This window comes from Streptomyces sp. NPDC048623 (assembly GCF_040650755.1).
Taxonomy (GTDB): Bacteria; Actinomycetota; Actinomycetes; order Streptomycetales; family Streptomycetaceae; genus Streptomyces.
The window spans coordinates 19,971-46,882 of record NZ_JBEZHV010000017.1; the positions used below are offsets into that span (position 1 = coordinate 19,971).

The 26,912-nt window shown below is 71.9% G+C and carries 22 protein-coding genes; 15 read left to right on the forward strand and 7 right to left on the reverse strand.

What is annotated here, in order from left to right; genetic code table 11:
• Window positions 1–17: 17 nt before the first annotated feature.
• Entirely contained in the window at window positions 18–947 is a 930-nt protein-coding gene (locus AB0C73_RS23475) for a hypothetical protein (RefSeq protein WP_362533364.1), read from the reverse strand.
• A 147-nt stretch (window positions 948–1,094) separates the two neighbouring features.
• Here AB0C73_RS23475 and uvrC point away from each other — a divergent pair, with 147 nt between their 5' ends.
• The 10 genes from uvrC to AB0C73_RS23525 all read left to right on the forward strand — a co-directional run bounded on the left by uvrC (window position 1,095) and on the right by AB0C73_RS23525 (window position 13,368).
• On the forward strand, window positions 1,095–3,119 hold the full coding sequence (uvrC, locus tag AB0C73_RS23480; RefSeq protein WP_362533366.1) for an excinuclease ABC subunit UvrC: 2,025 nt from the start codon (window positions 1,095–1,097) through the stop codon (window positions 3,117–3,119).
• The gene (rapZ, locus tag AB0C73_RS23485; protein WP_362533368.1) at window positions 3,116–4,135 is read left to right on the forward strand and encodes an RNase adapter RapZ; all 1,020 of its coding nucleotides are present in this window, start codon (window positions 3,116–3,118) and stop codon (window positions 4,133–4,135) included. The genes uvrC and rapZ overlap by 4 nt, the downstream gene beginning before the upstream one ends.
• On the forward strand, window positions 4,132–5,157 hold the full coding sequence (gene yvcK / locus AB0C73_RS23490; RefSeq protein ID WP_362533371.1) for a uridine diphosphate-N-acetylglucosamine-binding protein YvcK: 1,026 nt from the start codon (window positions 4,132–4,134) through the stop codon (window positions 5,155–5,157). Before rapZ ends, yvcK begins: the two co-directional genes overlap by 4 nt.
• Window positions 5,148–6,137, forward strand: a complete 990-nt coding sequence (gene whiA, locus AB0C73_RS23495; RefSeq protein ID WP_017238652.1) for a DNA-binding protein WhiA — start codon at window positions 5,148–5,150, stop codon at window positions 6,135–6,137. Before yvcK ends, whiA begins: the two co-directional genes overlap by 10 nt.
• 147 nt (window positions 6,138–6,284) lie before the next feature.
• Window positions 6,285–9,251 carry a M14 family zinc carboxypeptidase gene (locus tag AB0C73_RS23500; RefSeq protein ID WP_362533373.1) on the forward strand — a complete coding sequence of 989 codons (2,967 nt, stop codon included), beginning with the start codon at window positions 6,285–6,287 and terminating at the stop codon, window positions 9,249–9,251.
• Window positions 9,252–9,499: 248 nt separating this feature from the next.
• The gene (gap, locus tag AB0C73_RS23505) at window positions 9,500–10,507 is read left to right on the forward strand and encodes a type I glyceraldehyde-3-phosphate dehydrogenase (RefSeq protein WP_362533375.1); all 1,008 of its coding nucleotides are present in this window, start codon (window positions 9,500–9,502) and stop codon (window positions 10,505–10,507) included.
• Between the two features lie 110 nt (window positions 10,508–10,617).
• Complete coding sequence (locus AB0C73_RS23510) at window positions 10,618–11,829, forward strand: phosphoglycerate kinase (protein WP_362533377.1); 1,212 nt, start codon at window positions 10,618–10,620, stop codon at window positions 11,827–11,829.
• A 7-nt stretch (window positions 11,830–11,836) separates the two neighbouring features.
• On the forward strand, window positions 11,837–12,616 hold the full coding sequence (gene tpiA, locus AB0C73_RS23515; protein ID WP_362533379.1) for a triose-phosphate isomerase: 780 nt from the start codon (window positions 11,837–11,839) through the stop codon (window positions 12,614–12,616).
• 108 nt (window positions 12,617–12,724) lie between these two features.
• Window positions 12,725–12,955, forward strand: a complete 231-nt coding sequence (secG, locus tag AB0C73_RS23520) for a preprotein translocase subunit SecG (RefSeq protein WP_056561581.1) — start codon at window positions 12,725–12,727, stop codon at window positions 12,953–12,955.
• A 77-nt stretch (window positions 12,956–13,032) separates the two neighbouring features.
• Entirely contained in the window at window positions 13,033–13,368 is a 336-nt protein-coding gene (locus AB0C73_RS23525; RefSeq protein ID WP_362533382.1) for an RNA polymerase-binding protein RbpA, read from the forward strand.
• 52 nt (window positions 13,369–13,420) lie between these two features.
• On the opposite strand, the gene AB0C73_RS23530 is transcribed toward AB0C73_RS23525, so the two are convergent.
• Window positions 13,421–14,257, reverse strand: coding sequence for a MurR/RpiR family transcriptional regulator (locus AB0C73_RS23530; protein WP_362533384.1), 837 nt, complete (start codon window positions 14,255–14,257; stop codon window positions 13,421–13,423).
• Between the two features lie 98 nt (window positions 14,258–14,355).
• Between AB0C73_RS23530 and AB0C73_RS23535 the strand changes: the two genes are divergently transcribed.
• From AB0C73_RS23535 to AB0C73_RS23555, 5 genes are all read left to right on the forward strand, one after another.
• Window positions 14,356–15,459: a BadF/BadG/BcrA/BcrD ATPase family protein gene (locus AB0C73_RS23535; RefSeq protein ID WP_362533386.1), complete on the forward strand. Its 1,104-nt coding sequence runs from the start codon at window positions 14,356–14,358 to the stop codon at window positions 15,457–15,459.
• 77 nt (window positions 15,460–15,536) lie between these two features.
• A complete protein-coding gene (locus tag AB0C73_RS23540; RefSeq protein WP_362533388.1) occupies window positions 15,537–16,307 on the forward strand; it encodes an SIS domain-containing protein in 771 nt (256 codons plus the stop codon).
• A gap of 81 nt (window positions 16,308–16,388) precedes the next feature.
• On the forward strand, window positions 16,389–18,068 hold the full coding sequence (gene pgi, locus AB0C73_RS23545) for a glucose-6-phosphate isomerase (protein ID WP_362533679.1): 1,680 nt from the start codon (window positions 16,389–16,391) through the stop codon (window positions 18,066–18,068).
• 4 nt (window positions 18,069–18,072) lie between these two features.
• Window positions 18,073–18,597 (forward strand): PH domain-containing protein, encoded by a 525-nt coding sequence (locus AB0C73_RS23550; RefSeq protein ID WP_362533391.1) that lies wholly within the window; start codon window positions 18,073–18,075, stop codon window positions 18,595–18,597.
• Window positions 18,594–20,156, forward strand: coding sequence for a PH domain-containing protein (locus AB0C73_RS23555; RefSeq protein ID WP_362533393.1), 1,563 nt, complete (start codon window positions 18,594–18,596; stop codon window positions 20,154–20,156). Before AB0C73_RS23550 ends, AB0C73_RS23555 begins: the two co-directional genes overlap by 4 nt.
• Window positions 20,157–20,178: 22 nt before the next feature.
• Here AB0C73_RS23555 and pgl read toward each other — a convergent pair whose 3' ends face one another.
• The 5 genes from pgl to tkt are packed head-to-tail and all read right to left on the reverse strand — an operon-like array spanning window position 20,179 to window position 26,796.
• Window positions 20,179–20,961 carry a 6-phosphogluconolactonase gene (gene pgl / locus AB0C73_RS23560; protein WP_362533396.1) on the reverse strand — a complete coding sequence of 261 codons (783 nt, stop codon included), beginning with the start codon at window positions 20,959–20,961 and terminating at the stop codon, window positions 20,179–20,181.
• On the reverse strand, window positions 20,958–22,019 hold the full coding sequence (gene opcA, locus AB0C73_RS23565; RefSeq protein ID WP_362533398.1) for a glucose-6-phosphate dehydrogenase assembly protein OpcA: 1,062 nt from the start codon (window positions 22,017–22,019) through the stop codon (window positions 20,958–20,960). Before opcA ends, pgl begins: the two co-directional genes overlap by 4 nt.
• Complete coding sequence (gene zwf, locus AB0C73_RS23570; RefSeq protein ID WP_362533401.1) at window positions 22,016–23,548, reverse strand: glucose-6-phosphate dehydrogenase; 1,533 nt, start codon at window positions 23,546–23,548, stop codon at window positions 22,016–22,018. Before zwf ends, opcA begins: the two co-directional genes overlap by 4 nt.
• A gap of 5 nt (window positions 23,549–23,553) precedes the next feature.
• Window positions 23,554–24,672 carry a transaldolase gene (tal, locus tag AB0C73_RS23575; RefSeq protein WP_362533403.1) on the reverse strand — a complete coding sequence of 373 codons (1,119 nt, stop codon included), beginning with the start codon at window positions 24,670–24,672 and terminating at the stop codon, window positions 23,554–23,556.
• A gap of 36 nt (window positions 24,673–24,708) precedes the next feature.
• The gene (gene tkt, locus AB0C73_RS23580) at window positions 24,709–26,796 is read right to left on the reverse strand and encodes a transketolase (RefSeq protein ID WP_362533406.1); all 2,088 of its coding nucleotides are present in this window, start codon (window positions 26,794–26,796) and stop codon (window positions 24,709–24,711) included.
• Window positions 26,797–26,912: the final 116 nt, after the last annotated feature.

Sequence of the window (26,912 nt, forward strand, 5' to 3'; positions counted from 1 at the left end):
GCGGACCCCGGCGCCCGTCAGGCCCAGTCCCACTCGATCCCCAGGATCCCCGGGCGCACCCCCTGCTCCACCACGTGCACCGCGCGGTGCCGGCCGCTCAGCGTCAGCTCGGTCCGGCCGCCGCGCGGCGCGCCCGTCGAGGCCTGGGCGAAGCGCCGGCAGCGAACCGGCAGGGCCGCCTCGTCGAAGCGGACCTGGAGCACGTACTGCCCGCCCGCGAAGCCGAAGCCCCGCACGTACTCCCGGCTCGGCCCGCCCGTGCCGTCCTCGAAGCCGTACGAGAAGACATGGGTGTCCCCGGCCCGCAGCCGGGTGTCGAAGAGCAGCTCGGCCACGAGCAGGCCGGTCTCCGTGTGCTGCCGCACCCGCCCCGTGCGGCAGTTCTCCGTCGCCCGCACCTCCACCCGGGACGGATCGCAGCCCGGATCGCCCCGGTGGATCGCGAGATAGCGGTCGACGCCGTCCCGGTGCGCCCGCACCACCTGCTGCGAGTCCCGGCCGAGCAGTTCGCGCCCGGCCCCGATCCGCACCCGCTCCTGGTGGCCCACCGTGTGCAGCCCGCCGTCCCCCGGGCTCTCCAGCTCCGCGAGCAGCCCCTCCAGCACCCCCGAGGCCTCGACGAGCGAGCGGTACGAGCGGGTCGCCGGGCGCTCGGCCTCGGGGCGGGCGCCGGCGTCCTCGTGCAGCAGCCGGAGCAGTGAGTTGCCGGGCAGCTGGAGCACCTCCTCCAGGGCCCGCACCGCCTTCATCGACTCCGGCCGCTGCGGCCGCCGGGCCCCCTGCTGCCAGTAACTGAGGGAGGTCACCCCGACCTTGACGCCCCGGTGCGCCAGATGGTGCTGCACCCGCTGGAGCGGCAGCCCGCGCACCGCCAGCGCGGTGCGCAGCGCCAGGTGGAACGGACCGGTGTGCAGGAGCTGCACCAGATCAGCCTCGGTGTGACCCACGAGGACTCCTCGGAGAACGTGCACGGCAGGGGACCCCGTACGGCCCGTACGGAACGGCGGGGGGACCCCGTATTGAAGCGTGTCGTTCCGATCCGGACAATGCTCGCGCCCGGCCTGAGTGTCGGTCCCCGCCAGTAGGGTGGGAACATGGCCGACCCCTCCAGCTACCGCCCCAAGCCGGGACAGATCCCCGACTCGCCCGGGGTCTACAAATTCCGCGACGAGCACCGCCGGGTGATCTACGTCGGCAAGGCGAAGTCCCTGCGCCAGCGACTGGCGAACTACTTCCAGCCGCTGGCGAGCCTGCACCCGCGCACGGCGACGATGGTGACCACGGCCGCGTCCGTGGAGTGGACCGTGGTGTCCACCGAGGTCGAGGCCCTGCAGCTGGAGTACTCCTGGATCAAGGAGTTCGACCCCCGGTTCAACGTCAAGTACCGGGACGACAAGAGCTACCCGTATCTCGCGGTCACGCTGAACGAGGAGTTCCCGCGCGTGCAGGTCATGCGCGGGCACAAGAAGAAGGGCGTGCGCTATTTCGGGCCGTACGGGCACGCGTGGGCCATCCGCGAGACCGTCGACCTGATGCTGCGCGTGTTCCCGGTGCGCACGTGCTCCGCCGGCGTGTTCCGCAACGCCGCCTCGGCCGGGCGCCCCTGTCTGCTCGGCTACATCGGGAAGTGCTCGGCGCCCTGCGTCGGCCGGGTCACGCCCGAGGAGCACCGCGAACTGGCCGAGGACTTCTGCGACTTCATGGCCGGCCGCACCGGCGCGTACATCCGCCGCCTGGAGAAGCAGATGATGCTCGCGGCCGAGGACATGGAGTACGAGAAGGCCGCCCGGCTGCGCGACGACATAGGGGCGCTGCGCAAGGCCATGGAGAAGAGCGCGGTCGTGCTCGCCGACGCCACCGACGCCGACCTGATCGCCCTCGCCGAGGACGAGCTGGAGGCGGCCGTGCAGATCTTCCACGTGCGCGGCGGACGCGTGCGCGGCCAGCGCGGCTGGGTCACCGACAAGGTCGAGGCCGTCGGCGCCGCCGGGCTCGTCGAGCACGCTCTCCAGCAGCTGTACGGCGAGGAGACCGGCGACGCGGTCCCCAAGGAGGTCCTGGTCCCGGCGCTGCCGGAGGACGCCGAGGCCGTCACCGCCTGGCTCTCCGGGCGCCGCGGCTCCCAGGTCTCGCTGCGCGTGCCGCAGCGCGGCGACAAGAAGGACCTGATGGAGACGGTCGCGCGCAACGCCCAGCAGGCCCTCGTGCTGCACAAGACCAAGCGGGCCAGCGACCTCACCACCCGCTCCCGCGCCCTGGAGGAGATCGCCGAGGCGCTGGACCTGGACTCGGCGCCGCTGCGTATCGAGTGCTTCGACATCTCGCACCTCCAGGGCCAGGACGTCGTGGCCTCCATGGTCGTCTTCGAGGACGGGCTGCCCCGCAAGAGCGAGTACCGGCGCTTCCAGATCAAGAGCTTCGAGGGACAGGACGACGTCCGGTCCATGCACGAGGTGATCAGCCGCCGCTTCACCCGCTACCTCGCCGAGAAGGAGAAGACCGGCGAGTGGGTCGACGGAGAGGTGCCCGAAGAGACCGCCGCCGGCAACGGCAACGGCAACGGCGACGGCGACGGCGACGGCCGGGACGACGACGGGCGGCCCAAGCGCTTCGCCTACCCGCCCCAGCTCGTCGTCGTCGACGGCGGGCAGCCGCAGGTCGCCGCCGCCCGCCGGGCCCTGGACGAGCTCGGCATCGACGACATCGCCGTCTGCGGCCTCGCCAAGCGCCTGGAGGAGGTTTGGCTGCCCGGCGACGACGACCCGGTGGTGCTGCCCCGCACCAGCGAGGGGCTCTACCTCCTTCAGCGGGTACGTGACACGGCTCACGACTTCGCCATCCGCTACCAGCGGTCCAAGCGGAACAAGCGCATCCGCACCAGCCCGCTCGACGCGGTTCCCGGCCTCGGCGACACCCGGAAACAAGCCCTCATCAAGCATTTCGGCTCGGTCAAACGGCTCCGGCAGGCGACAATCGACCAGATCTGCGAGGTCCCCGGCATGGGCCGCAAGACGGCCGAGGCCGTGGCGGTGGCCCTCGCGCAGGCGGCCCCGGCCGCGCCCGCCGTGAACACGGCCACAGGAGAGATCATGGAAGACGACGGGGGCACCACCGCATGACCGAGCACGAGCAGCCAGAGCGGCACGAGCAGCACGAGCAACCCCGACCCCAACCCCACGAGCAGCACGGACACGAGCGGTCCGAGTACGAAGACGGAGCACCAGACATGAGTACGGGCACGACGGAGCCCGTCGGTGAGAACAACGCCGACGCGGCCATCCCCGAGCTGGTGATCATCTCCGGCATGTCCGGCGCCGGCCGGTCCACCGCGGCGAAATGCCTGGAGGACCTCGGCTGGTTCGTCGTCGACAACCTGCCGCCCGCGCTGATCCCCACCATGGTGGAGCTCGGCGCCCGCTCCCAGGGGAACGTGGCCCGCATCGCGGTCGTCGTCGACGTCCGCGGCCGCCAGTTCTTCGACAACCTCCGGGACTCCCTGGCCGACCTCGACGCCAAGCAGGTCACCCGCCGGATCGTCTTCCTGGAGTCCTCCGACGAGGCCCTGGTCCGGCGCTTCGAGTCGGTCCGCCGGCCCCACCCGCTCCAGGGCGACGGCCGCATCACCGACGGCATCGCCGCCGAGCGCGACCTGCTGCGCGAGCTGCGCGGCGACGCCGACCTGGTGATCGACACCTCCAGCCTCAACGTGCACGAACTGCGCGCCAAGATGGACGCCCAGTTCGCCGGCGAGGAGGAGCCCGAGCTGCGGGCCACCGTGATGTCCTTCGGCTTCAAGTACGGCCTGCCGGTCGACGCCGACCTGGTCGTCGACATGCGCTTCCTGCCGAACCCGCACTGGGTTCCCGAGCTGCGCCCCTTCACCGGCCTCAACGAGGAGGTCGCGAACTACGTCTACAACCAGCCCGGTGCCAAGGAGTTCCTGGACCGCTACACCGAGCTGCTCCAGCTGATCGCCGCCGGCTACCGGCGCGAGGGCAAGCGTTACGTGACCATCGCGGTCGGCTGCACGGGCGGCAAGCACCGCTCCGTCGCCACCGCCGAGAAGCTGGCCGCCCGCCTCGCCGCCGAGGGCGTCGAGACCGTCGTCGTCCACCGGGACATGGGGCGCGAGTGAAGCCGTACCGCCGGCGTACGCCCACCCTCTCGGTGCGGCGCGCGCTCCGCAGACGCGGCGCCCAGCCCAAGGTCGTCGCGCTCGGCGGGGGCATGGGCCTGTCCGCCTCCCTCGCCGCCCTGCGCCGTATCACCGGCGACCTGACCGCCGTGGTCACCGTCGCCGACGACGGGGGCTCCAGCGGCCGGCTCCGCGAGGAGCTGGACGTGCTGCCCCCGGGAGACCTCCGCAAGGCGCTCGCCGCGCTGTGCGGCGACGACGACTGGGGCCAGACCTGGGCCCGGGTCATCCAGCACCGTTTCCAGTCCAAGGGCGAGATGGGCGGCCACGCCGTCGGCAATCTGCTGATCGTCGCCCTCTGGGAGCAGCTCGGCGACCCCGTGATGGCCCTGGACCTGGTCGGCCGGCTGCTCGGCGCGCAGGGCCGGGTGCTGCCCATGTCGGCCGTGCCGCTGGAGCTCCAGGCCCTGGTCAGGGGCCACGACCCGGAGCGCCCGCACGACGTGGACACCGTACGGGGCCAGGCCACCGTGGCGCTCACTCCCGGCGAGGTGCAGTCCGTGCACCTGGTGCCGCACGACCCGCCGGCCGTGCCCGAGGCGGTCGCCGCGGTGCTCGACGCCGACTGGGTGGTGCTCGGCCCGGGTTCCTGGTTCTCCTCGGTGATCCCGCATCTCCTGGTGCCCGAGCTGCTCGACGCCCTCATGGAGACCAAGGCCCGCCGGGTGCTCTCGCTGAACCTCGCACCGCAGCCGGGAGAAACCGAGGGCTTCTCCCCGCAGCGTCATTTGGAGGTTTTGGCACGACACGCCCCTAAACTCGCCCTGGACGTGGTGCTGGCCGACGAGGCCGCCGTGCCCGACCGCGAGTCCCTCGCCGATGCCGCCAAGCGGCTGGGCGCCGCGGTCGAGCTGGCGCCGGTGGCCAGGCCCGACGGTGCTCCGAAGCACGACCCGGAGCTGTTGGCCGCCGCGTACGACCGTATTTTTCGGATGCATGGAAGGATCGGCCCATGGCGATGACGGCAGCGGTGAAGGACGAGATCTCCCGGCTCCCCGTCACCCGGACCTGCTGCAGGAAGGCCGAGGTCTCGTCGATCCTGCGGTTCGCGGGCGGGCTGCACCTGGTGAGCGGCCGGATCGTGATCGAGGCGGAGCTGGACACCGCGATGGCGGCCCGCCGGCTGAAGCGGGACATCCTGGAGATCTTCGGGCACAGCTCGGAGCTGATCGTGATGGCCCCCGGCGGACTGCGCCGCGGCTCGCGCTTCGTCGTCCGCGTGGTCGCCGGCGGCGACCAGCTGGCCCGGCAGACCGGCCTCGTGGACGGCCGCGGGCGCCCCATCCGCGGCCTGCCCCCGCAGGTCGTGTCCGGCGCCACCTGTGACGCGGAGGCGGCCTGGCGCGGCGCGTTCCTGGCGCACGGCTCGCTGACCGAGCCCGGCCGCTCCTCCTCCCTGGAGGTCACCTGCCCCGGCCCGGAGGCCGCGCTCGCCCTGGTCGGCGCCGCCCGCCGGCTCTCCATCGCCGCCAAGGCGCGTGAGGTGCGGGGCGTGGACCGGGTGGTGGTCCGCGACGGCGACGCCATCGGCGCACTCCTCACCCGGCTCGGCGCGCACGAGTCGGTCCTGGCCTGGGAGGAGCGGCGGATGCGGCGCGAGGTCCGCGCCACCGCCAACCGGCTCGCCAACTTCGACGACGCCAACCTGCGCCGCTCGGCCCGCGCCGCGGTCGCCGCGGGCGCCCGGGTGCAGCGCGCCCTGGAGATCCTCGCCGAGGAGGTGCCCGAGCACCTCGCGGCCGCCGGCCGGCTGCGCATGGAGCACAAGCAGGCCTCGCTGGAGGAGCTGGGCGCGCTCGCCGACCCGCCGCTCACCAAGGACGCGGTGGCCGGCCGGATCCGCCGGCTGCTCGCCATGGCCGACAAGCGGGCGCAGGACCTGGGCATCCCGGGGACCGAGTCCAATCTGACGGAGGAGCTGGACGACAGCCTCGTCGGCTGACGGTCCATCAACTCCACGCTGCCGGTGCCTTTCTGGGGCACCGGCAGTCGTTTTCGGCCCCTTCGGTGCGTTCTCTTGACTGTGGTATGAGCCCCCACGAGCCTGGCGTCTGTTCGCTTTCGTGACAGACAACGGCAAGGGGGGCTTATGAGACGCGGAGCGAGATCGATCCTCGCCGCGACTGCACTGCTGATCGGCGGTCTGGTGGCGGCACCCGTCGCCGGAGCGCAGCCGAACCACGGGAACGACGACACCGACGCCCTGACCGTCTACCGGGCGACGGTCACCAAGGAGCAGATGCCGCTCCTGCTCGACGCCGGCACCGACGCGCAGGAGCTGAGCGAGCAGGTGCCCGCCCGGGGCTCCGCCACCGTCGAGGTCTACCTCACCGCCCGGCAGGCCGGGCAGCTGCGCCGGCAGGGCGTCCGGCTCGCCGAGCACACCCTCTCCGCCCGCGCCGAGCAGCGCGTCGCGGCCGCCGGGGACGGCGTCTTCCGCCCGTACGGCGGCAAGGGCGGCCTCCAGCAGGAGATCCTGGACACCGCCCGGGCCCACCCCGGCCTCACCAAGGTCGTCTCCCTCGGCAAGACCCTCAAGGGCCAGGACATCCTCGCGCTCAAGCTCTCCAAGGGCGCCGCGAAGACCAGGGACGGCGCCAAGCCCGCCACCCTGTACCTGTCCAACCAGCACGCCCGCGAGTGGATCACCCCCGAGATGACCAGGAGGCTGCTCCACCACTACCTCGACGCCTACGGCAAGGACCCGCGGCTCACCAGGATCGTCGACACCACCGAGCTGTGGTTCGTGCTCTCCGCCAACCCGGACGGCTACGACTACACCCACGCCGACCCCGCCAACCGCCAGTGGCGCAAGAACCTGCGGGACAACGACGGCGACGGGCGGATCGGGCCGGGCGACGGCGTCGACCTCAACCGCAACTTCGGCTACAAGTGGGGCTACGACGACGAGGGCTCCTCGCCCGACCCGGCCGACGAGACCTTCCGCGGCCCGCGCGCCATGTCCGAGCCCGAGACCCGGGCCCTCGACGCCTTCGAGAAGCGCGTCGGCTTCCGCTACGCGATCAACTACCACTCCGCCGCCCAGCTGCTGCTGTACGGCGTGGGCTGGCAGGTCGCCACCGACACCCCCGACGACGTGGCCCTCAAGGCGCTCGCCGGCACCCCGCAGAAGCCCGCGATCCCCGGCTACCGCCCGCAGCTCTCCTCCGAGCTCTACACCACCAACGGCGAGGCGGACGGACACGCCGCCAACGTCAACGGGATGCAGATGTTCACCCCGGAGATGTCGACCTGCGCCACCGCCTCCCGGGTCGACCCGAACGACGCCTGGGACCCGGCCGACTGCGCCTCCGTCTTCACCTTCCCGGACGACGAGAAGCTGATCCAGGCCGAGTTCGCCAAGAACCTCCCCTTCGCGCTCGCCGTCGCCGAGTCGAGTGCGCACCCGGACCGCCCGGTCTCCCCGGTCGGCATCGAGGCCCCCGACTTCACCCCGGACGCCTTCGCCACCTCGTACGCGGGCGGCGCCGCCCAGGAGGTCGCGGTCACCGCCCGCAGGTCGCTGCGCGGCAAGACCCTGAACTACCGGATCAACGGCGGCCGCACCCACCGCGCGGGCCTGGAGGCCTGGAAGGGCGGCGAGACCTGGGGCGGCGAGGACAACCTCTCCTTCGACCAGTACCGCGCCGAGGTCGAGGGCGCCCGTACCGGCGACAGGGTCGAGGTCTGGTACACCGCCCGCACCCGCGAGGGGAAGGCGGCCGCGTCCACACCGTTCACGTACACCGTGGCCGAGCGGCCCCGCGGCGACGTCCTCGTCCTCGCCGAGGAGGGCGGCGGCGCCGGCGGCACGGCCGCCGCGCGGCACACCGATGCCTATGTGAAGGCGCTCGCCGCGAACGGCCACCGCGCCGCCGTCTGGGACGTCGCCACCCAGGGCGCCCCGCACGCCCTCGGCGTGCTGAGCCACTTCCGTACCGTCGTCTGGTACACCGGCGCCGAGCAGCCCTCCGGGGCCACCCTGCTCGCCGTCCGCGCCTACCTCAACGAGGGCGGCAAGCTGATCAACGCGGGCGAGAAGTCCGGCGGGCAGGTCCAGGTCGGCCGCGCCCAGTCCAACGACTTCGCCCAGTACTACCTCGGCGCCTACCGCCGCTCCGGGCTCGGCGGCCCGGTCTCCTTCGCCGGCTCCGGCCGGCTCGGCGGCGGCAGTGCGGCACTCGGCGCCACGGCGGACAACCCGCTCGACGACGCCGGCGCCTTCACCGTCACCTCCGACACCCTCGCCCCCGACCGCTTCCCGCAGTTCGCGAGCAGCGTCGCCGCCGGCGACTACCCGGGCCTGCGCACCCCCTTCGAGCCGTACGCGGGCAGCCGCTTCGCCGCGCTGCGCCACACCGACGGCACCTGGGGCCGGCTGAGCCGGACCGTGGACCTCACCGGCGTGCCCGCCGCCGCGAAGCCGAACCTGAGCTTCCAGGTCAGCTACGACACCGAGCCGGGCTACGACCACCTGATCGTGGAGGCTCATACCGCCGGCCAGGACGACTGGACCACCCTGCCCGACGCCGACGGCGGCACCTCCGCCGCGCCGCCCGCGGACTGCGGCGAGGGCTACTACGTCCAGGACCACCCCTTCCTCGCCCACTACCTCACCGTCGGCGCGGACGGCTGCGCCGCCACCGGCACCACCGGCGCCTGGAACTCCTTCACCGGCGCGTCCAACGGCTGGCGGCAGGCGAGCGTCGACCTGAGCGCCTACGCGGGCAAGCGGGTCGAGCTGGCGATCTCGTACGTCTCCGACCCGGGCACCGGCGAGACGGGCGCGTTCGTCGACGAGCTGACCCTCACGACGGGTGCGGCGAGCGAGACCGAGGGTTTCGAGACCGGAATGGGCGCTTGGTCCGTACCGGGACCTCCGGCCGGAAGTCCCGGGAACGGAAGTGACTGGACCCGTTCCGAAGCCCTGTTCCACTCCCGGGCAGCCGTCACGACCCGTGACACCGTCCTGATCGGCTTCGGACTCGAGCACGTCCCGAATGCGACGGAACGGGCGGCTCTGCTCGGAAAGGCCCTGAAGTCGCTCCGACGCTGATCCGGGTGCTCAGGCGAGCGCCGATTTTCGTCACTCTAGGTAATGAGGACCAAGGTCCCCCGGCGGCCCTTACCCGTTGGTAGGCAAGGGCTGTCGGCCTTTTTCCGGCACTTTCCGGGCGCATCCGGCCGCACTCGATGTCACTCAAAGGCGTCAGGAGAGGTAGGGTCGTAAGCGGTCGGGGACATCCCAAAAATGAAGCTCGCCGGGCGTCTGAAACCCGGCGTACCTAACGAGGAGATCGGTTCGTGACGATCCGCGTAGGCATCAACGGCTTTGGCCGTATCGGTCGCAACTACTTCCGCGCGCTCCTTGAGCAGGGTGCCGACATCGAGGTCGTGGCCGTCAACGACCTGGGCGACACCGCGACCACGGCTCACCTGCTGAAGTACGACACCATTCTGGGCCGCCTCAAGGCCGAGGTGACCCACACCGCCGACACCATCACCGTCGACGGCCACACCATCAAGGTGCTGTCCGAGCGCAACCCGGCCGACATTCCGTGGGGGGAGCTGGGCGTCGACATCGTCATCGAGTCCACCGGCATCTTCACCAAGCGGGACGACGCCGCCAAGCACCTCGCCGGCGGCGCCAAGAAGGTCCTCATCTCGGCTCCGGCCAAGGACGAGGACATCACCATCGTCATGGGTGTCAACCAGGACAAGTACGACGCGGCCCAGCACCACGTCATCTCCAACGCGTCCTGCACCACCAACTGCGTCGCGCCGATGGCCAAGGTCCTCGACGAGAACTTCGGCATCGTCCGCGGTCTGATGACCACGGTCCACGCGTACACCAACGACCAGCGCATCCTGGACTTCCCGCACAAGGACCTGCGCCGCGCCCGCGCCGCCGCGGAGAACATCATCCCGACCACGACGGGTGCCGCCAAGGCCACCGCCCTGGTCCTCCCGCAGCTCAAGGGCAAGCTCGACGGCATGGCCATGCGCGTGCCGGTCCCGACCGGTTCGGTCACCGACCTGGTCGTCGAGCTCTCCCGCGAGGTCACCAAGGACGAGGTCAACGCCGCGTTCAAGAAGGCCTCCGAAGGCGAGCTCCAGGGCATCCTGTACTACACCGAGGACCCGATCGTGTCCTCGGACATCGTGAGCGACCCGGCCTCCTGCACCTTCGACTCGTCGCTGACGATGGTCCAGGAGGGCAACTCGGTCAAGGTCCTCGGCTGGTACGACAACGAGTGGGGCTACTCCAACCGTCTCGTCGACCTCACCGTCTTCGTCGGCGGCCAGCTCTAGACTCTAGGGCGGGCTTTCGAGATGAAGCAGGGCTCGGGCAGTGCGATGGCGCACTGTGCGAGCCCTGTGTCGTGTGCTCCACCGCGTGTACCAAGGAGTCAGAGAAACAGATGAAGACGATCGACGAGCTGCTCGCCGAGGGCGTCTCCGGCAAGCGGGTGTTCGTCCGCGCCGACCTCAACGTGCCCCTCGACGGCACCACCATCACCGATGACGGACGCATCCGGGCCGTCGTCCCGACCGTCAAGGCGCTTGCCGAGGCCGGCGCCCGTGTCGTGGTCGCCTCCCACCTGGGCCGCCCCAAGGGCGCGCCGGACCCGGCCTTCTCCCTCGCCCCGGCCGCCGAGCGCCTGGGCGAACTGCTGGGCACCGAGGTGGCGTTCGCCACCGACACGGTCGGCGAGTCGGCCCGGGCGACCGTCGCGGGCCTGACCGACGGCCAGGTGGCCGTCATCGAGAACCTGCGCTTCAACGCGGGCGAGACTTCCAAGGACGACGCCGAGCGCGGCGCCTTCGCGGACCAGCTCGCCGAGCTGGCCGACCTCTACGTCGGCGACGGCTTCGGCGCGGTGCACCGCAAGCACGCCTCGGTCTTCGACCTCCCGGGCAAGCTGCCGCACGCGGCCGGCTACCTCATCGCCACCGAGGTCGGTGTCCTGAAGAAGCTCACCGAGGACGTCAAGCGCCCCTACGTCGTCGTCCTCGGCGGTGCCAAGGTCTCCGACAAGCTCGGCGTGATCGACCACCTCCTGGAGAAGGCCGACCGCATCCTGGTCGGCGGCGGCATGGCGTACACCTTCCTCAAGGCCAAGGGCCACGAGGTCGGCATCTCGCTGCTCCAGGAGGACCAGATCCCGGCCTGCCTGGAGTACCTGGCCCGGGCCGAGAAGCGCGGTGTGGAGTTCGTGCTCCCCGTCGACGTGCTGGTCTCCGCCGAGTTCCCGGACCTGAAGACCAAGGCCCCGGCCAACCCCGCCACCGTCGCCGCCGACGCCATCCCGGCCGACGAGGAGGGCCTGGACATCGGCCCGAAGACCCGCGAGCTCTACGCGGCCAAGCTGGCCGACGCGGGCACCGTCTTCTGGAACGGCCCGATGGGCGTCTTCGAGCACCCCGACTACGCGAACGGCACCAAGGCCGTCGCCCAGGCGCTGCTCGACTCGCCGGCCTTCACCGTGGTCGGCGGTGGCGACTCGGCCGCCGCCGTCCGCCTTCTCGGCTTCGACGAGAATGCTTTCGGCCACATCTCGACCGGCGGCGGCGCCTCCCTCGAATACCTCGAGGGCAAGCAGCTCCCCGGCCTCGTCGCACTGGAGGACTGACCTTCCCATGAGCACCACCCGCACCCCGCTGATGGCGGGCAACTGGAAGATGAACCTCAACCACCTCGAGGCCATCGCCCACACCCAGAAGCTCGCCTTCGCCCTGACCGACAAGGACTACGACGCCGTCGAGGTCGCCGTCCTGGTCCCCTTCACGGACCTGCGCTCCGTGCAGACCCTGGTCGAGGGCGACAAGCTGAAGATCAAGTACGGCGCCCAGGACCTCTCGGCGCAGGACTCCGGCGCGTACACCGGTGAGATCTCCGGCGCGATGCTGTCCAAGCTGAAGTGCGCCTTCGTGGCCGTCGGGCACTCGGAGCGCCGCCAGTACCACGCCGAGACCGACGAGGTCTGCAACGCCAAGGTGAAGGCCGCCTACCGGCACGGCCTGACCCCGATCCTGTGCGTCGGCGAGGAGCTGGACGTCCGCGAGGCCGGCGACGCCGTCGCGCACACCCTGGCCCAGGTCGAGGGCGGCCTCAAGGACATCCCGGCCGAGCAGGCCGAGACCGTCGTGATCGCGTACGAGCCGGTGTGGGCCATCGGCACCGGCAAGGTCTGCGGCGCCGAGGACGCCCAGGAGGTCTGCGGGGCGATCCGCGGCAAGCTCGCCGAGCTGTACTCGCAGGAGCTGGCCGACAAGGTCCGCATCCAGTACGGCGGCTCCGTCAAGAGCGGCAACGTGGCCGAGATCATGGCCCAGGCCGACATCGACGGCGCGCTGGTCGGCGGCGCCTCGCTCGACGCGGACGAGTTCGTGAAGATCGTGCGCTTCCGCGACCAGTGATGATGTAGAGCGGCGGAGCTCATCCGTCGTACCCTTGCGGGGGTCGGGCCAGGTACGATGCCCGGCCCCCGTCCGTATAAGTCCGAGGAAGTTGGTCCAGCCGTGGTTATGGGGTTTTCGATCGCCCTGATCGTCTTCAGTGCGCTGCTGATGCTGCTCGTGCTGATGCACAAGGGGAAGGGCGGCGGCCTCTCCGACATGTTCGGTGGCGGCATGCAGTCGTCCGTCGGTGGCTCCTCGGTCGCCGAGCGCAACCTGGACCGCATCACCGTCGTGATCGGTCTGCTGTGGTTCGCGTGCATTGTCGTACTTGGTCTGCTGATGAAGCTGGACGGGTAACTCCAATCACTGGACGCGCGTTGGGCCTTACGTAGACTGGGGCATCTTCGAGCACCATCACGCAGGGAGTTACGACCGTGGCAAGTGGCAACGCGATCCGGGGAAGCCGGGTCGGCGCGGGGCCGATGGGCGAGGCCGAGCGGGGCGAGTCGGCACCGCGTCTCCGGATCTCCTTCTGGTGCTCGAACGGGCACGAGACCCAGCCGAGCTTCGCCAGCGACGCAACTGTGCCGGACACCTGGGACTGCCCGCGCTGTGGCTTCCCGGCCGGCCAGGACCGGGACAACCCGCCGGACCCGCCGCGCACCGAGCCGTACAAGACGCATCTCGCGTACGTACGGGAACGGCGCAGCGACGCGGACGGCGAGGCGATCCTCGCGGAGGCGCTCGCCAAGCTCCGGGGTGAGATCTGACAAGCGGTTGAACGGGCTCTGCGCGCAGGGCCCGTTCGGCCGTTTTCGGTCGTTATCTCCGGTGGGCGTCGGCGATGTGCGCGGTGAGCGCGAGGGCGGCCGTCGCACGCGCGTAGGTCAGCTGCGCCACGCGCGCGTAGAGGCAGTCCAGGATCAGCAGGACGGAGTGCCGGGCGCCGAAGCCGCCGTGCCGGAAGCCGGTCTCGGCGGACGTCGAGGTCAGATGCGTCCCGGCCGCCCGGGCCACCGGGGAGCGCGGATCGCCCGTGACGGCCACGGTCGCCGCCCCGCGCTCCGCGGCGAGCGCCAGCGGCGCCAGGACCTCGCGGGTCGCCCCCGAGTGGGACAGCGCGACCACCGCGTCGGCCGGCGTGAGCAGCGCCGCCGAGGTCTTCGCCGCGTGCACCTCGGTCCAGGCGCGGGCCTCGCAGCCGATGCCGAACAGGCGCGCCCGCAGTTCCACGGCGAGGAAGCCGGAGGCGCCCACCCCGTACACGTCGATCCGGCCTGCCCGCGCCAGGGACTGCGCCGCCCGCTCCAGGGCGTCGGGGTCGAGGCGTTCGGCGGTCGCGCGCAACGCGGCCAGATCGGCCTGGGCGACGGCGGCCACGACCCGCTCAAGGGGGTCGTCGGGACCGATGTCGGGGCCGAGCGGCCGGGGCTCCCGGCCCTGCTCCCGGGCCAGTTCGAGCAGCAGCCGCTGGTACGAGTCGAGGCCGAGGGCCCGGCAGAAGCGGGTCACCGTGGCCTGCGAGGTGCCGGTGCGGCGGCCGAGTTCGGCGGCGGACACCCCGGCGACCCGGGCCGGATCGGCGAGCACCCAGTCGGCGACCTTCCGCAGGGAGCCGGACATCCGGGGGAGTTCGGAGCGGATGAGCGCCGTGATCATGCGGGGCCTTCTTCGAGGGGCGGCGGCGGGAGCCATCGGACACGCCCTGTGCCGGGGGTCTTGTGGTCGCGTGAATCTATCAACCAGCATGCGCCGTCATGAACGGGATCACATGGGCGGTCGTCGGCATCGACGCGGGCGGTACCCGGACCAGGGCGCGGTGCGCCGACGTAGCGACCGGCCGGGTGCTCGGCGAGGGGGAGGGCGGCCCGGGCAACCCGCTGAGCGTGCCGGCCGACGAGCTCGTACGGCATCTGTCCGAGGCCCTGCGCGGGGCGGTGCCGCCGGGGTTCGGGGCGGCGGTCGGTGCCGTGGTGGGGGGCTTCGCGGGCGGCGGGCCCGGCGGCGGCAAGGAGCGGGCCGAGGCCGCGCTGCGGGCGGCGCTCGCGGAGCTGGGCGCGGCCCCGGCGCGGGTCGAGGTGCGCGGGGACGCGGAGGTGGCCTTCGCGTCCGGGCCCGGGACTCCGGCCGACGGTCTGGTCCTGATCGCCGGGACCGGCGCGGTGGGCGCCCGGGTGACGGACCGGCGCATGGTGAGCGCGGCGGACGGCGACGGGTGGCTGCTCGGGGACGCGGGCAGCGGCTTCTGGCTCGGCCGGGAGGCGCTGCGGGCGGTGCTGCGGAGCCTCGACGGGCGCGGCCCGGCGACGTCGTTGGCCGGCCCGGTCGCGGCGCTCTGCGGCGGCCTCACCAAGGAGCGGGTGATCGGCTACGCGTACGCCGCGCATCCGGTACGGCTCGCCGGACTCAGCCCGCTGGTGGTCGACGCGGCGTCGGCCGGGGACACGGTCGCGTCCGGCCTGCTCGACCGGGCGGCGGACGAACTGACGGCAACCGTACGGGCGCTGCTGCCGCGCCCCGGTGAGCCGCTGGTGGTCACGGGTGGGCTGCTCGGGTCTGTCTGGAGTTCCAGCGCGGGAGAAGGAGCGGCGTCTGGTGCCGTCGGATCCAAGGCGGAGGAAGGAGCGATGGCGGAGCCCTCGCGACTGACGACAACGCCGGAGGCGGCGGTGCCGGGCGTCGCGACGCCGCGGGGGAACTCCAGACAGACCCCAGGGCCGGGCGGCCCGCTGCTGGACCGGTTGTCCGTACGGGTGGCCGCGCTGGGGCTCGTACCGGCACCGGTACGGGACGGGCTCGCGGGGGCGGTGGCGCTCGCCCGGCTCGCGGACCCGGGCGGCGGTGCGGCGATGCACTCTTGACGGCCCATCGGCGCACTGGTTGATTGAACCGGCTTGATTGCTTCAGGTCGGTTCACTCAACCAGAGGAGCTTCCGTCATGGACCAACCCGCCCTCGGCGCCGCCGGGTTCGCCGAAGTCGCCCGCGCCGCCGTCGAACGGGTCGTCGCCGCCAACCAGAAGTCCGTGGCCACCGCCGCCCGCCTCTTCGCGGACTGCGTGGCCGCCGACGGGGTGATCCACGCCTTCGGCACCGGACACTCCCAGGCCGCCGCCCTCGAAGTCGCCGGCCGGGCCGGCGGACTCGTGCCCACCAGCCGGATCGCCCTCGCCGACCTCGTCCTGCGCGGCGGCGAGGACCCGGCGATCCTGAAGGACCCGCTGCTCGAACGCTCCCCGGGACTCGCCGACCGGCTCTACGCGCTGGCCACGCCCCGCCCGCAGGACCTGTTCGTGATCATCTCCAACTCCGGGGTCAACAACTCGATCGTCGACCTCGCGCTCAAGGTCACCGGCGCCGGCCACCCGCTGGTCGCGCTCACCTCCCTGGAGCACACCCGCGCCGTGCCCGCCCTGCACGCCAGCGGCAAGCGGCTCGCCGACCTCGCCGACGCCGTCCTCGACAACGGGGCGCCCGCCGGGGACGCCGTCCTGCCGCTGCCCGGCTCCGACGCGGGCGGGCTGTGCGGGATCTCCACGTTCACCTCCTCCCTGCTCGTCCAGATGACCGTCGCCGAGGCCGTCGCCCTGCTGCTCGCCGAGGGCGTGGAGCCGCCCGTCTACGTCTCCGCCAACCTCCCCGGCGGCCACGAGCGCAACGCCGTCCTGGAAGCGCGGTACGAGGGCAGGCTCCACCGCGGCGGTCACTGAACGGGAATCCGGCGCCCGATCAATTAGGTTGGAGACAGCGGGGCACGAAGCAGCAAGACGAAGAAATGGGCGATGTCCGAGATGAGTAACGCAGGCCTGACCAGGCTCAACCAGCTGCCCGAGTGGGCGGCCCTCGGCAAGCACCGCGAGCAGCTGGGCGAGCCCCATCTGCGCGAGCTGTTCGCCGCCGACCCCGAGCGCGGCAGCGCGTACACGCTGCGGGTCGGCGACCTGTATCTGGACTACTCCAAGCACCTGATCACCGACGAGACCCTGACCCTCCTGCGCGAACTGGCCACCGCCACCGGCGTCGCCGAGCTGCGCGACGCGATGTTCCGCGGCGAGAAGATCAACAACACCGAGCACCGTGCCGTCCTGCACACCGCGCTGCGCGCCCCGCGCGGCGCGGTCGTCGAGGTCGACGGCGTGAACGTCGTCTCCGAGGTGCACGCCGTCCTCGACAAGATGGCCGCCTTCGCCGACACGGTGCGCGCCGGCGAGTGGACCGGCCACACCGGCAAGCCGGTCAAGAACATCGTCAACATCGGCATCGGCGGCTCCGACCTCGGCCCCGCCATGGCCTACGAGGTGCTGCGCTCCTTCACGCAGCGCGATCTGACGTTCCGTTTCGTCTCCAACGTCGACGGCGCCGACCTCCACGAGGCCGTCCGCGACCTCGACCCGGCCGAGACCCTCTTCATCGTCGCCTCGAAGACCTTCACCACCATCGAGACGATCACCAACGCCACCTCCGCCCGCGACTGGCTGCTCACCGGGCTGCGGGCCGGTCAGGAGGCGGTCGCCCGGCACTTCGTGGCCCTGTCGACCAACGCCGCGAAGGTCGAGGAGTTCGGCATCGACACGGCCAACATGTTCGAGTTCTGGGACTGGGTCGGCGGCCGCTACTCCTACGACTCGGCCATCGGCCTCTCCCTGATGATCGCCATCGGCCCGGACGCCTTCCGCGAGATGCTCGACGGCTTCCACCTCGTCGACGAGCACTTCCGCACCGCCCCGCCCGAGCAGAACGCCCCGCTCCTGCTCGGTCTCCTCGGCATCTGGTACGGCGCCTTCTTCGACGCCCAGTCGCACGCCGTCCTGCCGTACTCGCACTACCTGTCGAAGTTCACCGCGTACCTCCAGCAGCTCGACATGGAGTCCAACGGCAAGTCCGTGACCCGCGACGGACAGCCGGTCGACTGGCAGACCGGCCCGGTCGTCTGGGGCACCCCCGGCACCAACGGCCAGCACGCCTACTACCAGCTGATCCACCAGGGCACCAAGGTCATCCCGGCCGACTTCATCGGCTTCGCGAAGCCCGTCGCCGACCTGCTGCCCGGCCTGGTCGCCCAGCACGACCTGCTGATGGCCAACTTCTTCGCCCAGACCCAGGCCCTCGCCTTCGGCAAGACGCCCGAGGAGGTACGGGCCGAGGGCGTGGCCGAGGAGCTCGTCCCGCACAAGACCTTCAAGGGCGACCACCCCACCACCACGATCCTGGCCGACGCGCTGACCCCGTCCGTGCTCGGCCAGCTCGTCGCCCTCTACGAGCACAAGGTGTTCGTCCAGGGCGCCGTCTGGAACATCGACTCCTTCGACCAGTGGGGCGTCGAGCTCGGCAAGGTCCTCGCCAAGAAGATCGAGCCGGTGCTGACGGAGGGCGTGACATCAGCCGCTACCGCGGCGGCGGGCGGCGAGGGGCTCGACTCGTCCACCGCCGGACTCGTCGCCGCCTACCGCGCGCTGCGCGACCGGGGCTGATCCGGTGACCGGGGGGAGGAACGGGGCGAGGAGCGAGGCGAGCGGGATACGGCTGCGCCCGCCGAGGAACACGCTCGACCGGCGGGCGCTCGGCTGGTGGCGGACCCGGCTGCTGCTGACCACCGCCGTGCCGGTGCTCGTCCTCGCCGTGCTCGGTGCCCTCATCGGGCCGGCCAGGAGCTGGCTGCTCGGCGCCGCCGGCGCCGTGGCGGTCCTCGGGCTCGGCTGCACCGCGTTCCTCCCCGCCTGGTGGTACCGGGTGCACCGCTGGGAGATCACCGAGGACGCCGTGTACGTGCGCACCGGCGCCCTCTGGCAGGAGTGGCGGATCGCGCCGATGTCGCGGATCCAGACCGTCGACACCGTGCGCGGCCCGCTGGAGCAGGCCTTCCGGCTCGCCACGGTCACCGTCACCACCGCCTCCTCCAAGGGTGCCCTCCGGATCGAGGGCCTGGACCACGAGCTCGCCGCCGAACTCGCCGAACGACTCACCGCGATCACCCGGGCCACCCCCGGGGACGCCACATGAGGCCGAGGAGCGCCGACCCCGGGCGGCCCGGCGAGGACTGGCGGCGGCTCGCGCCCCGTACGGTCCTGGCCGGGGCCGCCGTCCTGTGCGGCGTCGCCGGCGGCGCCGCACTGCCCGCCTTCCTCAGCCTCACCTCCGGCTCCCGCCCGCTCTGGCAGGCCGCCGCCTGGGTGCTCGCCGGAGCCGCCCTGCTCATCGGCGGCGGCACCACCGCCGACTGGATCCGGCTGCGCCGCACCCGCTACCGGATCGGCCCCCGACAGGTCGACCTCCACACCGGGCTGCTCGTCGTCAAGCGGCGCTCGCTCGCCCGCGACCGCATCCGCAGCGTCGATCTCACCGCCAACCCGCTCGAACGCCTCCTCGGCCTGGTCAAGGTCCGCATCGGCACCGGCGAGCACACCGACGGCGAATCCACCCTCGAACTCGACCTGGTCACCCGCACCGAGGGCGAACACCTGCGCCGCACCCTCATGGCCGGCCCCGCAGACGCCGCCGGGGACGCCGCCCACGACGGCGTGCTCGCCACGCTCGACCCCCGCTGGATCCGCTACGCCCCCGTCTCCTTCGTCGCCCCGCTGCTCGGCGGCGCGGCCGCCGGGGCCGTGATGCAGGTCAGCGAGTGGTTCGGCGCCCAGGACGCGGTCATCCACTGGATAAGGGACCGCTTCGAGGACGTCTCGCTGCCCTGGATGATCACCGACCTGGTGCTGCTCGCCACCGCCGCCGGCATGATCGGCGCGCTCGGTCTGTGGATCGAGATGTGGTCCCACTACCGCCTGGAACGCGAGCCCGGCGGCACCCTCCGGGTCCGCCGCGGCCTGTTCACCGCCCGCTCGGTCTCCCTGGAGGAGCGCCGGCTGCGCGGTGTCGAGCTCGTCGAGCCGCTCGGCGTACGCCTGTTCCACGCCGCCCGGGTCGACGCCGTCGCCACCGGCCTCGCCCAGGACGACGACGACAAGCACGCCGACCTCAAGAACCTGCTGCCGCCCGCACCGCGCGCCGTCGCCGACCGGGTCGCCGCGAGCGTGCTGCGCGAGACCGCGCCGCCCACCGGTGCGACGCTCGCCGCCCACCCCAGGGCCGCCCGCACCCGGCGCCTGCGCTGGGCCCTGTGGGCGGGGCTCGGCCCGGCGGCGATCCTCGCCGTCCTGGGCGCCTGGCTCACCCCCGTCCTGCTCTACCTCGCGGGCGGGGTCACCGTCGTCCTCACCCCGCTCACCGTGCTGCTCGCCCTCGACGCCTACCGGAACCTCGGACACGGCGTCAGCGGCGCTTATCTGGTGACCCGTTCCGGCACCGTACGGCGCTCCACGGTCGCCCTCCAACGCGCCGGGGTGATCGGCTGGACCGTCAAACAGTCCTGGTTCCAGCGCCGGGCCGGCGTGCTCACCCTGAGCGCGACGACGGCCGCCGGCGAGGGCGCGTACGACGTGTACGACGCGGGCGAGAGCCAGGGCCTGGCCTTCGCCGCCGAGGCCGTACCCGATCTGCTGACGCCCTTCCTGGAACCCGTACCCGGCCCGGAAACGCCGGAGGCCCCGCCCACCGCGAGGTGAGCGGGGCCCCGATGAGGCTTCCTCAGGCCGAGGCCGGCGGATACAGGCTGCGCGGCAGCTCGGCCGCGGCGGCCGCGTCGAGCAGCCACAGCGTGCGCGAGCGCCCGTACGCACCGGCCGCCGGGGCCTGCACCTCGCCCGCACCGGACAGTGCGATGGCCGCGGCCTTCGCCTTGTCCGCGCCGGCCGCGAGCAGCCAGACCTCCTTCGCGGCCCGGATCGCCGGCAGGGTCAGCGAGATCCGGGTCGGCGGCGGCTTCGGCGCGCCGTGCACGCCCACCACCGTCCGCTCGGTCTCGCGCACCGCCGGGAGCTCCGGGAAGAGCGAGGCCACATGGGTGTCCGGGCCGACGCCCAGCATCAGCACGTCGAAGGTCGGCACCCCGCCGTGGTCCCCCGGGCCGGCGGCGGCCGCGAGCTCGGCCGCGTAGGCCGCGGCCGCTGCGTCCGTGTCGGAGCCGTACGGACCGTCCGAGGCCGGCATCGCGTGCACCCGGGCCGGGTCCAGCGGCACGCTGTCGAGCAGGGCCTCGCGGGCCTGGGTGACATTGCGCTCCGGGTCCCCCTCGGGGAGGTAGCGCTCGTCGCCCCACCACAGGTCGAGCCGCGACCAGTCGATCGCGTCCCGGGCCGGGGCCGAACGCAGCGCGGCGAGCAGTCCGTTGCCGTTGCGGCCGCCGGTGAGCACCACCGAGGCGGAGCCGCGGGCGGCCTGCGCGTCCACGACATGGGTGATGAGGCGGGCCGCGGCGGCCTCGGCCATCAGCTCCTTGTCGCGGTGCACCACGACCTGGGGCGTGCTCACTTGGCCGCCGCCTTCCTGGCCGTGGCCTTCGCCGGGGTCTTGGCCGTGGTCTTCTTCGCGGCCGGCTTGGCCGCTATCTCCTCGACCACCACGACGGTCTCCTCCACCGGCTCGGGAGCGGTCGTCGCCGCCTCCTCGTCGAGCCGCTCCAGGCCGTACCGGAGCGCCGAGGCGTAGGTGTCGTCCGGGTCGAGCCGGCGCAGCTCCTCCGCGATCAGCTCGGCGGTCTCGCGGCGCTTGAGCGCCACGGCCCGGTCCGGCTGGCCCTGGATGGAGAGCGTGGCGAGCGAGCCGTCCGCCCGGTCGAGCACGATGGGACCGCAGTTGGTCTGCATCCTGACCGAGGTCAGGCCCGGGCCCGCCGACCCGGAGCGGCGCACCGGGATCTTCAGCCGGTCCGCCAGCCACATGGCGAGCAGCTCGACGCTCGGGTTGAACTCCTCGCCCGCCACCTCGGCCGAGGTCACCTCGCACTCGACCTGGTCGAGCGCGGCGGCCAGCATCGACCGCCACGGGGTGATCCGGGTCCAGGACAGATCGGTGTCGCCCGGGGTGTACGCGTCCGCGCGCTCGGCCAGCTCCTGGATGGGCTGTTCCGCGGCGTACGTGTCGGTGACCCGGCGCTGGGCGAGGGCGCCCAGCGGGTCGCTCGCCGGGTCGACCGGCGCGTTCACCGGCCACCAGACGACGACCGGCGCGTCCGGCAGGAGCAGCGGGAGCACCACCGACTGGGCGTGGTCGACGACCTCGCCGTACAGCCGGAGCACCACCGTCTCGCCGGTGCTGGCGTCGGCGCCGAGGCGGACCTCGGCGTCGAGCCGCGCCTTGCTGCGGTCCCGCGGTCCCCGCGAGACCCGCTTGATGACGACGAGGGTCCGCGAGGGGTGCTCGCGGGACGCCTCGTTGGCCGCCTTCAGCGCGTCGTAGGCGTTCTCCTCGTCGGTGACGATGACGAGGGTGAGCACCATGCCGACGGCCGGGGTGCCGATGGCCCGCCGCCCGAGCACCAGCGCCTTGTTGATCTTGGAGGACGTGGTGTCCGTCAGGTCGGTCTTCATGGCCGGCGCCAGCTCCTGCCGTCTCGTGCGAGCATCTCGTCCGCCTCGACCGGACCCCAGGTCCCGGACTGGTACTGCGCGGGCCGGCCGTGCTTGTCCCAGAACTGCTCGATCGGGTCGAGGATCTTCCAGGACAGCTCGACCTCCTCGACCCGCGGGAAGAGGTTGGAGTCGCCGAGCAGGACGTCGAGGATGAGCCGCTCGTAGGCCTCGGGGCTGGACTCGGTGAAGGACTCGCCGTAGGCGAAGTCCATCGACACGTCCCGGACCTCCATCTGGGTGCCGGGTACCTTGGAGCCGAAGCGCATGGTCACGCCCTCGTCCGGCTGGACCCGGACGACCAGGGCGTTCTGCCCGAGCTCCTCCGTGGCCGTCTGGTCGAAGGGGGAGTGCGGGGCGCGCTGGAAGACCACCGCGATCTCGGTGACCCGGCGGCCGAGCCGCTTGCCCGTGCGCAGATAGAAGGGGACGCCCGCCCAGCGGCGGTTGTCGATCTCCAGCTTGATGGCCGCGTAGGTGTCGGTCTTCGACTGCGGGTCGATACCGTCCTCCTCCAGGTAGCCGACGGCCTGCGCGCCGCCCTGCCACCCGGCCGCGTACTGGCCGCGGACCGTGGACTTCCCCAGGTCCTTGGGCAGCTTCACCGCGCCGAGCACCTTGGTCTTCTCCGCCGCGAGCGCGTCGGCGTCGAAGGAGGCGGGCTCCTCCATCGCGGTCAGCGCGAGCAGCTGGAGGAGGTGGTTCTGGATGACGTCACGGGCCGCGCCGATGCCGTCGTAGTAGCCCGCCCGGCCGCCGATGCCGATGTCCTCGGCCATGGTGATCTGCACATGGTCGACGTACGACCGGTTCCAGATCGGCTCGAAGAGGGTGTTGGCGAAGCGGAGCGCCAGGATGTTCTGGACGGTCTCCTTGCCGAGGTAGTGGTCGATGCGGAAGACCGCCTCGGGCGGGAAGACCTCGTGGACGACCTCGTTGAGCTCCTTGGCGGAGGCCAGGTCGTGGCCGAACGGCTTCTCGATGACCGCACGGCGCCAGGAGCCGTTCTTCTGGTCGGCCAGACCGTGCTTCTTGAGCTGCTGGACGACCAGGGGGAAGAACTTCGGCGGCACGGAGAGGTAGAAGGCGAAGTTGCCGCCCGTGCCCTGCGCCTTGTCCAGCTCCTCGATGGTGGCCTTCAGCTGCTCGAACGCGTCGTCGCTGTCGAAGTCGCCCTGGACGAAGCGCATCCCCTGGATCAGCTGCTGCCACACCTCCTCGCGGAACGGGGTGCGGGCGTGCTGCTTGACGGCGTCGTGGACCTCCTGGGCGAAGTCCTCGTCCTGCCACTCGCGACGGGCGAAACCGATGAGGGAGAAGCCCGGCGGCAGCAGACCCCGGTTGGCGAGGTCGTAGACGGCAGGCATCAGCTTCTTACGGGACAAATCGCCCGTGACACCGAAGATCACCAGACCCGACGGCCCCGCGATACGCGGGAGCCGTCGGTCTGCGGCGTCACGGAGCGGGTTGGCTCCGGTGACTGCGCTCAAGGTGCTTACGCCTCCGAGGGAGTACGGCGGGAGAGCTCCGCCTCGGTCGACTTCAGCAGGTCGTTCCACGAGGCCTCGAACTTGTCGACGCCCTCGTCCTCCAGGAGCTGGACGACCTCGTCGTACGAGATGCCGAGCTTCGCCACCGCGTCGAGGACCTGACGGGACTCGTCGTAGGTGCCGCGGATGGTGTCGCCGGCGACCTCGCCGTGGTCGGCGGTGGCCTCCAGGGTCGCCTCCGGCATGGTGTTGACGGTGCCCGGGGCGACCAGGTCCACCACGTACAGGGTGTCCTTGTACGCCGGGTCCTTCACACCGGTCGAGGCCCACAGCGGACGCTGCTTGTTGGCCTGCGCCTTGTCCAGGGCCGCCCAGCGCTCCGAGCCGAAGACCTCCTCGTACGCCTCGTACGCGAGCCGCGCGTTGGCCACGGCCGCCTTGCCCTTGAGGCCCTTGGCCTCGTCGGTGCCGAGGACGTCCAGGCGCTTGTCGATCTCGGTGTCCACCCGGGACACGAAGAAGGACGCCACCGAGTGGATCTTCGACAGGTCCAGGCCGCGCTCGCGGGCCTTCTCCAGACCGGCCAGGTAGGCGTCCATGACCGCGCGGTAGCGCTCGAGCGAGAAGATCAGCGTCACGTTCACGCTGATGCCGAGGCCGATGACCTCGGTGATCGCCGGCAGACCCGCCTTGGTGGCCGGGATCTTGATGAGGGTGTTGGGCCGGTCCACCAGCCAGGCCAGCTGCTTGGCCTCGGCGATGGTGGCCGCCGTCTCGTGGGCCAGGCGCGGGTCGACCTCGATGGAGACCCGGCCGTCCTGGCCCTGGGTCGCGTCGAAGACCGGGCGCAGGATGTCGGCGGCGTCCCTCACGTCGGCCGTCGTGATCATGCGGATGGCCTCGTCCACCGTCACCTTGCGGGCGGCGAGGTCCGCGAGCTGCTGCTCGTAGCCGTCGCCCGAGGAGATCGCCTTCTGGAAGATGGACGGGTTGGTGGTCACACCGACCACATGGCTCTGGTCGATGAGCTCCGCGAGGTTGCCGGACGTGATCCGCTTCCGCGAGAGGTCGTCGAGCCAGATCGCGACGCCTTCGTCGGAGAGGCGCTTGAGAGCGTCTGTCATGAGAATTGCATCTCCAATAAGTCGTACGTATGCGCGTCAGCGCGCGACGGCGTCCAGAGATTCCCGCGCGGCGGCGACGACCGCCTCCGGCGTGAACCCGAACTCGCGGAACAGGACCTTGGCGTCCGCCGAGGCACCGAAGTGCTCAAGGGAGACGATCCGGCCGGCGTCACCGACGTACCGGTGCCAGGTCAGACCGATACCGGCCTCGACCGCGACACGCGCCTTCACCGACGGCGGCAGGACGGCGTCCTTGTAGTCCTGGTCCTGCTCCTCGAACCACTCGACCGACGGCATCGAGACCACCCGGGTCGGGACGCCCGCGGCCTGCAGCTGCTCCCGGGCCTCGACGGCCAGGTGCACCTCGGAGCCGGTACCGATCAGGACCACCTGGGCGTCGCCGCCTTCGGCCTCGAACAGCACGTAGCCGCCCTTGGCCGCGTCCTCGTTCGGCGCGTAGGTCGGCACACCCTGACGGGTGAGCGCCAGACCGTGCGGGGCGCCCTTGCCGAACACCTTGGTGTGGCGGCGCATGATCTCGCGCCAGGCGATCGCGGTCTCGTTGGCGTCGGCCGGGCGGACCACGTTCAGGCCCGGGATGGCGCGCAGCGAGGCCAGGTGCTCCACCGGCTGGTGGGTCGGGCCGTCCTCGCCGAGGCCGATCGAGTCGTGCGTCCACACGTACGTCACCGGCAGGTGCATCAGCGCGGACAGGCGCACCGCGTTGCGCATGTAGTCGGAGAACACCAGGAAGGTGCCGCCGTAGATGCGGGTGTTGCCGTGCAGCGCGATGCCGTTCATCTCCGCGGCCATGGCGTGCTCGCGGATGCCGAAGTGGATCGTCCGGCCGTACGGGTCCGCCTCGGGCAGCGGGTTGCCCTCGGGGAGGAAGGAGGAGGTCTTGTCGATCGTGGTGTTGTTGGAGCCGGCCAGGTCGGCCGAGCCGCCCCACAGCTCCGGGACCACCGCGCCGAGCGCCTGCAGCACCTTGCCGGAGGCCGCACGCGTCGCGACACCCTTGCCGGTCTCGAAGACCGGGATCGACTTCTCCCAGCCGGCCGGCAGCTCGTTGGCCTGGATGCGGTCGAACTCGGCGGCCCGCTCCGGGTTGGCGGTGCGCCACTCGGCCAGCTGCTTCTCCCACTCGGCGCGGGCCTCGCGGCCGCGGTCGCCGAGCGCGCGGGTGTGCGCGATGACCTCGTCGGAGACCTCGAAGCTCTGCTCCGGGTCGAAGCCCAGGACGCGCTTGGTGGCCGCGACCTCCTCGTCGCCCAGCGCCGAGCCGTGCGAGGCCTCGGTGTTCTGCGCGTTCGGGGCCGGCCAGGCGATGATCGAGCGCATCGCGATGAAGGACGGACGCTCGGTCTCGGCCTCGGCGGCCTTGATCGCCGCGTAGAGGGCGGCCGGGTCCAGGTCGCCGTCGGCCTTGGGCTCGACGCGCTGCACGTGCCAGCCGTACGCCTCGTACCGCTTCATCGTGTCCTCGGACACGGCGGTCTCGGTGTCGCCCTCGATCGAGATGTGGTTGTCGTCCCACAGCAGGATCAGGTTGCCGAGCTTCTGGTGGCCCGCGAGCGAGGACGCCTCGGCGGAGATGCCCTCCTGGAGGCAGCCGTCGCCGGCGATCACGTACACCCGGTGGTCGAAGGGGGAGGTGCCCCGCGGGGCCTCGGGGTCGAACAGACCGCGCTCGTAGCGGGCGGCCATCGCCATGCCCACCGCGTTCGCGACACCCTGGCCCAGCGGACCGGTGGTGGTCTCCACACCGGCGGTGTGGCCGTACTCGGGGTGACCCGGGGTCTTCGAGCCCCAGGTGCGGAAGGTCTTCAGGTCGTCCAGTTCGAGACCGAAGCCACCCAGGTACAGCTGGGTGTACAGGGTCAGGGACGAGTGGCCCGCGGAGAGCACGAATCGGTCACGGCCCACCCACTCCGGGGCGGCGGGGTCGTGGCGCATCACCTTCTGGAAGAGGGTGTACGCGGCGGGCGCCAGGCTCATGGCCGTACCGGGGTGGCCGTTGCCCACCTTCTGTACGGCGTCGGCGGCGAGGATGCGGGCGGTGTCCACGGCCCGCTGGTCCTGTGCGGTCCATTCGAGGTCTGTGGTGCTCGGCTTGGTGCTCACCCTGAGTCAGGGCTCCTCTCCACATGTCTGTAGCCGGTGACTGAGGGTGTCCCCGGCGTGGTCGAGCCTACCCCCGAAAAACGGCCCTCTTTTCGGCTCCACGCCCCTCAAATGAG

Excerpts from the sequence above, each read along its gene's own strand:
- uvrC (WP_362533366.1), top strand. The coding sequence starts at position 1,095 with ATGGCCGACCCCTCCAGCTACCGCCCCAAGCCGGGACAGATCCCCGAC.
- rapZ (WP_362533368.1), top strand. The coding sequence starts at position 3,116 with ATGACCGAGCACGAGCAGCCAGAGCGGCACGAGCAGCACGAGCAACCC.
- whiA (WP_017238652.1), top strand. The coding sequence starts at position 5,148 with ATGGCGATGACGGCAGCGGTGAAGGACGAGATCTCCCGGCTCCCCGTC.
- AB0C73_RS23500 (WP_362533373.1), top strand. The coding sequence starts at position 6,285 with ATGAGACGCGGAGCGAGATCGATCCTCGCCGCGACTGCACTGCTGATC.
- AB0C73_RS23510 (WP_362533377.1), top strand. The coding sequence starts at position 10,618 with ATGAAGACGATCGACGAGCTGCTCGCCGAGGGCGTCTCCGGCAAGCGG.
- tpiA (WP_362533379.1), top strand. The coding sequence starts at position 11,837 with ATGAGCACCACCCGCACCCCGCTGATGGCGGGCAACTGGAAGATGAAC.
- secG (WP_056561581.1), top strand. The coding sequence starts at position 12,725 with ATGGGGTTTTCGATCGCCCTGATCGTCTTCAGTGCGCTGCTGATGCTG.
- AB0C73_RS23530 (WP_362533384.1), bottom strand. The coding sequence starts at position 14,257 with ATGATCACGGCGCTCATCCGCTCCGAACTCCCCCGGATGTCCGGCTCC.
- AB0C73_RS23535 (WP_362533386.1), top strand. The coding sequence starts at position 14,356 with ATGAACGGGATCACATGGGCGGTCGTCGGCATCGACGCGGGCGGTACC.
- AB0C73_RS23540 (WP_362533388.1), top strand. The coding sequence starts at position 15,537 with ATGGACCAACCCGCCCTCGGCGCCGCCGGGTTCGCCGAAGTCGCCCGC.
- pgi (WP_362533679.1), top strand. The coding sequence starts at position 16,389 with ATGAGTAACGCAGGCCTGACCAGGCTCAACCAGCTGCCCGAGTGGGCG.
- AB0C73_RS23555 (WP_362533393.1), top strand. The coding sequence starts at position 18,594 with ATGAGGCCGAGGAGCGCCGACCCCGGGCGGCCCGGCGAGGACTGGCGG.
- opcA (WP_362533398.1), bottom strand. The coding sequence starts at position 22,019 with ATGAAGACCGACCTGACGGACACCACGTCCTCCAAGATCAACAAGGCG.
- tal (WP_362533403.1), bottom strand. The coding sequence starts at position 24,672 with ATGACAGACGCTCTCAAGCGCCTCTCCGACGAAGGCGTCGCGATCTGG.